Here is a 9,397-nt window from a genome sequence, read left to right as displayed (position 1 = left end):
CGCACTTCAAGTACGGGGTGGCTTTCGAGGCCCATCAACAGAACAGCTTCATGGTCATGGGTGCCGATGGCGCTCCCGCCCGCTTGCTGATTCGTGACTTCGGCGATATACGCATCCACCGTGCCACCCTCCATGCCCATGGTCTGGACCTGGCACTGCATGACCCGTTGATGACACTGTTCGACGACGATGCGTTCGTTCGCGACAAGCTGTTGCATACCACGTTCATGTGCCACCTGGGCGAGCTGGTATTGCTGTGTGCACGTCACTGGGAAACACCGCAGGCAGCGTTGTGGGGCTTGCTCGCCGAGGAAATAGAGCGCTGCTTCAATACCCTTGAACCCCAGGTATTGCCAAGCCGCTGGCAGCAAGAGCACGACGCGCTGCTGCAGCACGATTGGCCGGCCAAGTCGTTCATGCGCATGCGCTTGCTCGACAGCCATGCCGACATCGTTGGCCGGTTGGCGAACCCGTTGCGGAACACACCTGATGAAGGCTGATGCATTCGCCTTGCGACTGCTGATCGTCATCCAGCTGTTGTCCATGGGGGCCATGGAGATGAGCGGGCCGTTCTGGCCGCTGCAAATTCAGGCCCTGTCAGGTGGCGACGACCCGCGAGTGATCGCACTGCTGTCGTCGGCCGTGTATGCCGGCCCCATGATCGCCGCCATGCTGCTGACACCCCTGTGGGGGCGGCTGGGTGACCGCACCGGCCACAAGCCGATGATCCTGCGCGCCTTGCTGGCGCTGGCACTGTGCCAAGGGCTGGCGGGGGTCATCAGTAACCCGTGGGGGCTGGTGGGCGTGCGTATTGCACAAGGCGCATTGGCAGGTTTTCTGGCGGCGGCCCAGGCGTATGCCTTGTACTGGTGCACCCCTACATCCCGGGGCCGTACCCTGGCGCACCTGCAGTCCGTCACCGCGATCGGCTCGCTGCTCGGGCCAGTGCTCGGTGGCTGGCTGATGGACAGCGCAGGTTTCGCAGTGCTGTGCTTCAGTGCCACGGGCATCTGCGTGGCGTGCGCCATGGTCAGCGCCTGGCTGCCAGCCGACCCCGCACGTGCCCGCACCGCGAAACACCAGGGCACCTCGGCGTCACCCCTGCCCAGGCGCTGGCTGGGCGGCATTCTGCTGATCATCGTGCTGGTTCAGGCTGCCAAGATCATGCCGCAGCCGTTCTATGCGCTGTATGTGGCTGAAGTGCTCACCGCACCCAGCTGGATCATCGGTGCCACCTATGGGGCCAGCGCACTGACCCTGGCGTTGTCGGCCCCCCTGTGGGGGCGCCTGTTTGACCGGCTGCAGCCCGCACAAACGCTCAAGGTGATCGAGCGCGTGACCTGGCTGTGTGCGGCAACGCTGGCAGCCACCGCGCTCGTCGGCCAATGGCCAGCGTTCATGGCCACCCGGCTGGTCTGGGGTGTCTGGCAAGGGGCACTGCTGCCAGTGGCCTACATGCTCATCGCTACCACGGTCAGTCACCAGCAACAAGGTTTCGCCATGGGCCTTGGCAACAGCGCGGCCAAGGCCGGTGCATTGCTCGGCACCGTGGTCGGCGGGGTAGCCATGGCCACCGTCGGCCTGCACCACGCTTTCTGGTTCGTGGCTTCGGCCTACCTCTGTGCTGCGCTGTTCATCGGCCTTGTGCGCCGCTACCACAGTGCCTCTGCTTCTTTCGTTTCTGCCAACCCCACCCATAACGCCTAGAAAACACCGCCATGAAACTTTCCAGACTCTCGCTGCTGATTTCCTTAACCGCCGCTGGCCTGCCTGCCTGGGCTGAGGAAGCCTCGAACGACACCGCTGTCCAGTTACAGGCCACCGTAACCTCCGCCACGCGTGTGGAGTCCACCATCGCGTCCATTCCGGGCTCGGTGCAGGTTATCGACGCGCCCCAGATCCGCGAACAGATGGGCGCCGGGCGCCGGGTCGCCGACATCCTGGGCCAGTTGATCCCCGGTATCGCGCCGTCCAGTGGCGGCATGAGCAACTACGGGCAAACGTTGCGTGGCCGTAACATGCTGGTCCTGATCGACGGGGTCTCGCAAAACGCCACACGCGACAATTTCCGCCAACTGAACAGCATTTCCCCCGACAGCATCGAGCGCATCGAGGTGATTTCAGGCGCCAGCAGCGTGTACGGTGCCGGCGCTTCTGGCGGCATGATCAACATCATCACCAAGCGCAACCAGGGCGAGCCACTGGCCTTCACCAGCAAGCTGGGGATCACTGCCGGTGACAACCTCAGCCGCAAAGGTTTCACCTATGAGGGGTTCCAGAGCGCTACCGGCCGGCAGGGCCCTGCGGACTGGTACCTTTCCGGGGCTTACACCCAGCGTAACGACCAGTTCGATGCCAAAGGCCACCGTATCCCTCAGGACACCTCCCAGGGCTCGAACATGGACACCGACACCTACGACCTGCAAGGTCGGTTCGGTTTGGAACTGGACGAAAACAAGAAGCTGACGCTGGGCCTGCAGGATTACCGCGACAAGCAGGATACCGACTACACCAAAGACCCCAGCAACAGGCGTGAGGCCGTGGCGGTGAAAGGCCTGAGCCTGGATGACCAGCCGTCCACCCACAACCGCGCCGCCAACCTCAACTACACCGACAAGGACTTCTTTGGCCAGGGCCTGAACGTAGAAAGCTACTGGCGCAAGTCCGATGCCTTGTTTTTCCCCGACATTTCCCGGGGCCGCGCCGGCGTATCGGCCACCGACAGCCAAACCACGGTGTATGGCCTGCGCACGGCCATCGATACCCCGCTGCCAGCCATCGGCTCTGGCTCCGGTAATTTGGTATGGGGTGCGGACTACAGCCACGAGTTTGCGCGTCAGCGCGGCGATCAGTACGCCGTCAATGGCCTGAACTACCGTAAAACCGGCACCACCTATGAGCTAGGCCCAGACCTGGAAACCACCACCCGAGCCCTGTTTGCCCAGGTGGCCTGGGATGTGTCGGACTGGACATTCCGCGGCGGCGTGCGCCGTGAGTGGGTGCAGAGCAAGGTCGATGACAGCATTGCCTACGGCGAGATCGTCCAGACCGGCCGGCGCGCCACGTTACCGGGCGACACGCTGAAGTACGACGCCACCTTGTACAACCTGGGTGCGGTCTACCACTTCACTGAAAACCAGGACGTGTTCGCCAACTTCAGCCAGGGCTTTTCGCTGCCGGATATCCAGCGTTTTCTGCGCGACGTGAACAGCACCTACAACATCCAGAACCTCAATGCCCAGGCGATCAAGGTCGACAGCTACGAGTTGGGCTGGCGCGGCAACTGGAACCCGGTGCAGGCGCAGGTGACGGTGTACAACAACACCTCGGACGTGACCCAGTTCTACGATGCCAACGACCGCGTCCTGCGCCTGATCAACCAAAAAGAGCGCGTACGCGGCATCGAGAGCAGCCTCACCTGGTACCTGACCGACCAATGGTCTACCGGTGGCACCTACGCCTACTCCAAGGGCGAAACCGAGCAGAACGGCAAGTGGATCGACTTGCCAGCCACCCGCATTGCGCCCGCCAAGACCACGCTGTTTGTGGCGTACGCCAATGACGACTACAGCGTGCGCCTGCAAGGCATGCGCCTGGCCGACTACAACGCGGCGGCACGGGACAACAATGGCCGGCAGATCAACGGCTACACCCTGCTCGACCTGATAGGCTCGGTGGAACTGCCCGAGGGCCGGTTGGAAGGCAGCATTCACAACCTGACCAACCGCAGCTACGAAACCCTGCTCACCCAGGCAAACGGCAGAACCCCTTACCCCAACGCCGAAGGCCGAACGTTCAGCCTGGCCTATACCCTGGACTGGTGATGCAGCGCTTGCGCGGCGCACCTAGCGCTGGTTTGATCACGGTGACCGTGCAAGAGATGAGCACCATGCCTGCCAAGACGATGAGTGAAGCGCAAGTGGCTGCGTACTGCCTGAGCCTGCCTGGGGCACGCGAGGACTATAAGTGGGGCGGTATCCGCGTGTTTTCGGTGGCAGGCAACAAGATGTTCGCCGTGCTCGACCTGGCGGGGGCAGGGCTGTCGTTCAAGGTGGCCGATGAGCTGTTTCTGGGCTATTGCGATCGGCCTGGGGTACGGCCTGCGCCTTATCTGGCGCGGGCCCGCTGGGTCAGCATGGCGCCGCCCTACCCCATGGGCCGCGACGAATTGAGCGACCTGCTGCTGCGCTCGCACCAGCTGGTGGTGAAGCGTTTGCCCAAGCGCTTGCAGGTGGGTCTTAAGCACTGACCCACCCGCAGGCCTGTGAACGACCGATCAACCCAAGGGCAGATAGCGCCCCTCGAAAAACAACCAGTCGGCCCAGAACACCTGATGCAGCAACACGATGAGCCAGAACAGTAACTGGTACGACACCTTGCGTGTCTTGTGCCTGAACAGTTGCTGCGCCACGAGTGCGCCCGGCCAGCCGCCCAACAGCTCGCTGGCGTGCAGCAGCTTCTCGGGCGTGCGCCAGCCCTGGCTGATGGCCTGGCGCTTATCCCGCCAGTACAGCAGCAGGCTGATCAGGCTCATGGCCGGGTACAGCGCCAGTGGCCACCAGGTTTGATCGTTCCAGGCCATGCGCGCAGCCCCAAGCCCCGGCAGCAGGCACAATACGCCCAACAGCAGCAGCTTCAGGCGCACATTGCGCACACCCGCCTGAGCGTGGCGGCTTGGCTGCTCACGCATGGGCGGTGGTCCAGTCGACCCAGCCGAACTGCCAACTGGCCAGGATCAGCAGCCCGAACACGATCCGGTACCAGGCAAACGCTGCGTAGCTGTGGTTGGCAATGAACTTGAGCAAGGCGCGCACGGCGATCATGGCGAAAATGAACGAGGTCACGAACCCCAATGCGAACACGGGCAAGTCATCCGGCTGGAACAGGTGCCGGTACTTGTAGCCGGAATACACCGCCGCGCCGACCATGGTTGGCATTGCCAGGAAGAATGAAAACTCGGTGGCCGCTTTGCGCGACAAGCCGAACAGCAGGCCGCCGATGATGGTGGAGCCGGAACGTGAAGTACCCGGGATCATCGCCAGGCACTGGACAAAGCCGATTTTCAGCGCATGGCCCCAGCCCATTTCATCCACATGGTCCACCTCCACAGTGTGCTGGCGGCGCTCGGCCCAGAGCATGATCACCCCGCCCACCACCAGCGCCGCTGCCACGGTGATGGCGTTGAACAGGTATTCATGGATCATGTCGGCGAACAATACACCCAGCACCAGCGCAGGCAGGAAAGCCAGCAGCAGGTTGCCGGTGAAGCGCCTTGCCCGCGGCTGGCTGGGCAAGCCCCGGACGACATCGAAGATCTTGCTGCGAAATTCCCACATCACCGCCAGGATGGCGGCCAGCTGAATGATGATGTTGAAGGCCATGGCCCGTTCGCCGCCAAACCCGATCAGGTCGGCAACGATGATCTGGTGGCCGGTACTGGAGATTGGCAAAAACTCCGTCAGCCCTTCGACCACGCCCAATATGATTGCCTGAAAGGCAGTCCAAAAATCCATCATCCCCCCGATGAAGCTTGCGCATGACAAGCCCCTTGTTCTTGATTTGCTTAGGTCGCCGCACGCGGCCCGGCATTTTTACAGCGCCTGTTGGTCACAAAGCCAGAAGAAAAGTTCACGCCCCCTAAAGGTTTCATCTTGCGCGGCCGAGATGCTAGCAGAGGCTCTTTGCATTGGCTTTACGCGACCTGCTGCAGACTATTTCTGAGATAGCACTTAGCCATTGGTCGAGTGGGGCCACGTAGCCAGCCGTGCTTGGATGCACCTGAATAAAAAGAACAAACGGGAGCACCTGAATGAAGACGTTGAGATCGATGTCGATCAGCAGCCGCTTGTGGCTGATTCTGCTGGTGTCGGTGGCCATGCTGGTGGTGCTGGGGCTGCTGATGCTGCGCCAGATTCACGGCGACCTGTACCAGGCCAAGGCCGAAAAAACCCGCCACGTGGTGCAGACTGCGGCCGGGGTGCTGGCGTATTACCAGGGGCTTGAAGCAGCCGGCACGCTCAGCCGCGAGGCCGCTCAGCAACAGGCGTTGCAGGTGGTGCGGGCACTGCGCTACGACCACGACGACTACTTCTGGATCAACGACCTGGGGCCGAGAATGGTCATGCACCCGACCAACCCCAAGCTCGACGGCCAGGACCTGTCGGGTATCCGGGACCCGGACGGGTTCGCTGTATTCAACGAAATGGTCGCGCTCGCACGGCACCAGGATGCCGGACCGGTCAATTACCGCTGGCCCAAGCCCGGTGCCAGCGAACCGGTTGCCAAGACTTCCTATATTCAGCTGTTCAAGCCCTGGGGCTGGATCATCGGTTCAGGTGTATACATTGACGGCGTGCAGGCCGAATTTGCCCGCCAGGTGCGCGATGCATCGCTGCTGGGCCTGGTTATCGCCCTGGTGCTGGCCCTGGTGGTGCGGCTGATTGCCCGCAGCATCGCGCGCCCCTTGCAAGAAGCGGTAGAGGCCATGGGCACCATCGCCAGCGGCGAGAGCGACCTCACCCGGCGCCTGGACACCCATGGGCGGGACGAAATCACTCACCTGGGTGAACACTTCAACCGCTTCAACGGCAAGCTGCAGGGCGTGGTCGGCCAACTGCAGGGGGCGGCCCATGAACTGGCACGTTCGGCCGGCCATGTGGGCGACAACGCCGGGGCCGCTCAACATCAAAGTGCGCAGCAGTCGCTGCAGATGGACCAAGTAGCCACGGCGGTCAACGAGGTCACCTACGCCGTGCAGGATGTGGCCAAGACGGCCGAGCAGGCGGCGGGCGAAATGCGCACAGCCCAGCAACAGGTGGCCCATGGGCAGCAGGCTATCCACGGCAGCCTGGCGCAAATCGACCGGCTATCGATGACCATCGACCAGGCCGTGCAGGTCATTCGTGAACTGGCCGGGCACAGCACGCGTATAGGGGGTGTGCTGGAGGTGATCCGCTCGATCGCCGAGCAGACCAATTTGCTGGCACTCAACGCCGCCATCGAAGCCGCCCGCGCCGGTGAACAGGGCCGAGGGTTTGCCGTGGTCGCTGACGAAGTGCGGCTGCTGGCCCAGCGGACCGCCCAGTCGACGGCTGAGATCCACACCATGATCGAGCACCTTCAAAGCCAGTCCGATGCGGCGGTGAAGGCCATCGACACCAGCAGCGAAGCGTCGCGCCAAACCGTCGAGCAGGCCCGTGAAGCTGGCGCCAGCCTGGATGCAATCAACCTGGTGTTGAACAACCTCACCGCATTGAACGCGTCCATCGCCAGTGCCACGCTACAGCAGTCGCACGTCGTGGAAGAGATCAACCGCAACGTACTGGATACCGCTGGGCTTTCTCAGCAGGCCGCCGAAGCGGCGCGCCAGTCCAGCGATGCGGGCCTGGCCCTGGGCCGCCTGAGCCAGGACCTTGAGCAGTTGCTGCGCCAGTTCCGGGTTTGATGCACGCAGCACGCTAGGCACAGGCTGGACCGCAGCCTGTGCCCTACACCTTACCCCTGCGAACGGCTACAATCGCGCCCCTCCCCGATTTATCCAAGGATCGCCGATGTCCGGCCTTGAACTCATCGCCGCCGTCCTCGGCGTTACCGCTGTATGGCTGACGGTCAAGCAGAACACCTGGTGCTGGCCCATCGGCCTGATCGCTGTGCTGATCTACGGCTGGTTGTTCTATGAGGTCAAGCTGTACTCAGGCATGTTGCTGCAGGTGGCCTACGCCGGTTTGCAGCTGTACGGCTGGTGGCAATGGAAGCGGCCTGGGCGCGCCGAAGAGGCGCGCCGGGTCTCGCGCCTGGCGCCATTGCCAATGGTCGCCGGCCTGGCTGCCGGCCTGGTGCTGAGCGCAGGGCTGGGCGCCAGCATGGCCGGCTTCACCGATGCCGCGCTGCCGTGGCTGGATGCCACCCTGACCGGGTTCAGCCTGGTCGCGCAACTGTGGATGGCGCAGAAGCGTGTGCAGTGCTGGCCGCTGTGGGTGGTGGTCGATATCGCCTACGTCGGCCAGTACCTTCATCAGCAACTTTACTTCACGGCGGGTTTCTTCGTAGTGCTGACCTTGATCGCACTGCGCGGCTGGCTGGAGTGGCGCCGTGACCCGGCGCTGGCGCAACCATGAAGGTCGTGGTGTTGTGCGGGCCGGAATCCAGTGGCAAGAGCTGGTTGAGCGGGTTGATCCAGGCCCGTTTCGGGGGTGTGGTGGTAGGCGAGTACGTGCGCTACTTCATCGACCAGCAAGGGCGGGACACCTGTTATGCCGATATTCCGGTCATCGCCCGCGGCCAACTGGCCTGGGAAGATGACGCACGTGCAGAGGCCCCGCCACTGCTGATCCTCGACACCCACCTGCTCAGCAACATGCTGTGGAGCCAAGCCTTGTTTGCGGCGTGCCCGCCGTGGCTGGAGCAGGCATTGCTGGCGCGGCATTACGACCTGCACCTGTTGCTCAGCCCTCAAGGGGTACCTTGGGTAGCGGATGGCCAACGCAGCCAGCCGGCGCTGCAGGACCGCCAGCAGTTCTTCGACGACAGCCTGCAGTGGCTGCAACGCCACCAGCAGGCCTACCATGTCATCGAGGGCAGTTGGGAGCAGCGTCAGCAGGTGGCCGCCGAGCAAGTCACCACCCTGATGGGGCGCTGCGCGACGCCATACCTGCCCCAGTGTTAAGCACGTGACACACGCCAGCCCCCGAATACCTCGCATTCTGGGGCTTTGGTGTTAATCGTCGCAGAGTGTCAAGGCGCTGAAACACCCATGTTTCCCCCTCAAGATTCAGGCTATTGCAGCAGCCCGCCCACCCTGGGCGCCGGTGCGCTGTATCAGGGCTGACACACATCCTCACCTCATCACCCCTCGAAAACGCCCAAGCCCTTGATATCGTTGAAGTTATCAAAAGCGGCACGGCTTCTGCTCTGCCTAGCGCATCGCTGAACAAGGCCAGCGGCTGAAGAGGGAACGCCGTCGTGAGGAAGATCAACCACCGCCTCAACCACCTGATGCTGATCGGGTGCGTGCTGGGCTCGCTGAGCCTGTCGGCCCAGGCCGACAACGGCATCATCGTGATCACCCGTGATGTGCAGACCCGCAACGCGGTAGTGCCTCCTCTGCAGCCTGACCCCTCCCCGACCACCGTCAACGCCAACCCCGTCGCTCACGTGCTCAGGCAAACCAACGAACTGAGCGATGGCGACTTCGCCAACATCAGCAGCGGCGCTGGCATCAATTCGCTCATCACCCAACAGACCGACCACCTGGGGGGCAACCTGTCGCATCAGAACCAACTGCCCAACCTGGCCGCAGGCAGAGGGACAGGCTCGGGCAACGGTATTTCCAACATGGTCAATTCAAGCGTGCAGAAAGGCATGGCCCCACTGCAGATCCTGACGGGAGGCAAGTGAG

Annotated in this window: 10 protein-coding genes; 8 read left to right on the top strand and 2 right to left on the bottom strand. The window is 62.9% G+C overall.

Annotated elements, in window-relative coordinates; genetic code table 11:
* The 4 genes from APH25_RS10950 to APH25_RS10935 form a co-directional block, all read left to right on the top strand.
* On the top strand, positions 1-500 hold a 500-nt coding region (locus APH25_RS10950), incomplete at its 5' end, for an IucA/IucC family C-terminal-domain containing protein (protein ID WP_305728850.1).
* Positions 490-1,707: an MFS transporter gene (locus APH25_RS10945; RefSeq protein ID WP_060481927.1), complete on the top strand. Its 1,218-nt coding sequence runs from the start codon at positions 490-492 to the stop codon at positions 1,705-1,707. The genes APH25_RS10950 and APH25_RS10945, both read left to right, overlap by 11 nt.
* Positions 1,708-1,718: 11 nt before the next feature.
* Positions 1,719-3,824, top strand: a complete 2,106-nt coding sequence (locus APH25_RS10940; protein WP_060481926.1) for a TonB-dependent receptor — start codon at positions 1,719-1,721, stop codon at positions 3,822-3,824.
* Positions 3,825-3,889: 65 nt separating this feature from the next.
* Positions 3,890-4,249, top strand: a complete 360-nt coding sequence (locus tag APH25_RS10935) for an MmcQ/YjbR family DNA-binding protein (RefSeq protein ID WP_060481935.1) — start codon at positions 3,890-3,892, stop codon at positions 4,247-4,249.
* Positions 4,250-4,276: 27 nt separating this feature from the next.
* Here APH25_RS10935 and APH25_RS10930 read toward each other — a convergent pair whose 3' ends face one another.
* Together APH25_RS10930 and APH25_RS10925 are read right to left on the bottom strand one after the other, a co-directional pair.
* Complete coding sequence (locus APH25_RS10930) at positions 4,277-4,690, bottom strand: DUF1294 domain-containing protein (RefSeq protein ID WP_028634220.1); 414 nt, start codon at positions 4,688-4,690, stop codon at positions 4,277-4,279.
* Entirely contained in the window at positions 4,683-5,513 is an 831-nt protein-coding gene (locus tag APH25_RS10925; RefSeq protein WP_060481934.1) for an undecaprenyl-diphosphate phosphatase, read from the bottom strand. The genes APH25_RS10930 and APH25_RS10925 overlap by 8 nt, the downstream gene beginning before the upstream one ends.
* Before the next feature lie 296 nt (positions 5,514-5,809).
* Between APH25_RS10925 and APH25_RS10920 the strand changes: the two genes are divergently transcribed.
* The 4 genes from APH25_RS10920 (at position 5,810) to APH25_RS10905 (ending at position 9,396) form a co-directional block, all read left to right on the top strand.
* Entirely contained in the window at positions 5,810-7,444 is a 1,635-nt protein-coding gene (locus APH25_RS10920) for a methyl-accepting chemotaxis protein (protein ID WP_060481924.1), read from the top strand.
* Between the two features lie 106 nt (positions 7,445-7,550).
* On the top strand, positions 7,551-8,117 hold the full coding sequence (gene pnuC, locus APH25_RS10915; protein WP_060481923.1) for a nicotinamide riboside transporter PnuC: 567 nt from the start codon (positions 7,551-7,553) through the stop codon (positions 8,115-8,117).
* Positions 8,114-8,665: an AAA family ATPase gene (locus APH25_RS10910; protein ID WP_060481922.1), complete on the top strand. Its 552-nt coding sequence runs from the start codon at positions 8,114-8,116 to the stop codon at positions 8,663-8,665. The genes pnuC and APH25_RS10910 overlap by 4 nt, the downstream gene beginning before the upstream one ends.
* A 296-nt stretch (positions 8,666-8,961) precedes the next feature.
* Entirely contained in the window at positions 8,962-9,396 is a 435-nt protein-coding gene (locus APH25_RS10905; protein ID WP_060481921.1) for a hypothetical protein, read from the top strand.
* Position 9,397 lies beyond the last annotated feature (1 nt).

Origin of the sequence: Pseudomonas sp. NBRC 111119 (genome assembly GCF_001320125.1) — a bacterium.
In the GTDB taxonomy this organism is placed as follows: Bacteria; Pseudomonadota; Gammaproteobacteria; order Pseudomonadales; family Pseudomonadaceae; genus Aquipseudomonas; species Aquipseudomonas parafulva.
This window is presented reverse-complemented; position numbering and strand designations above follow the sequence as displayed.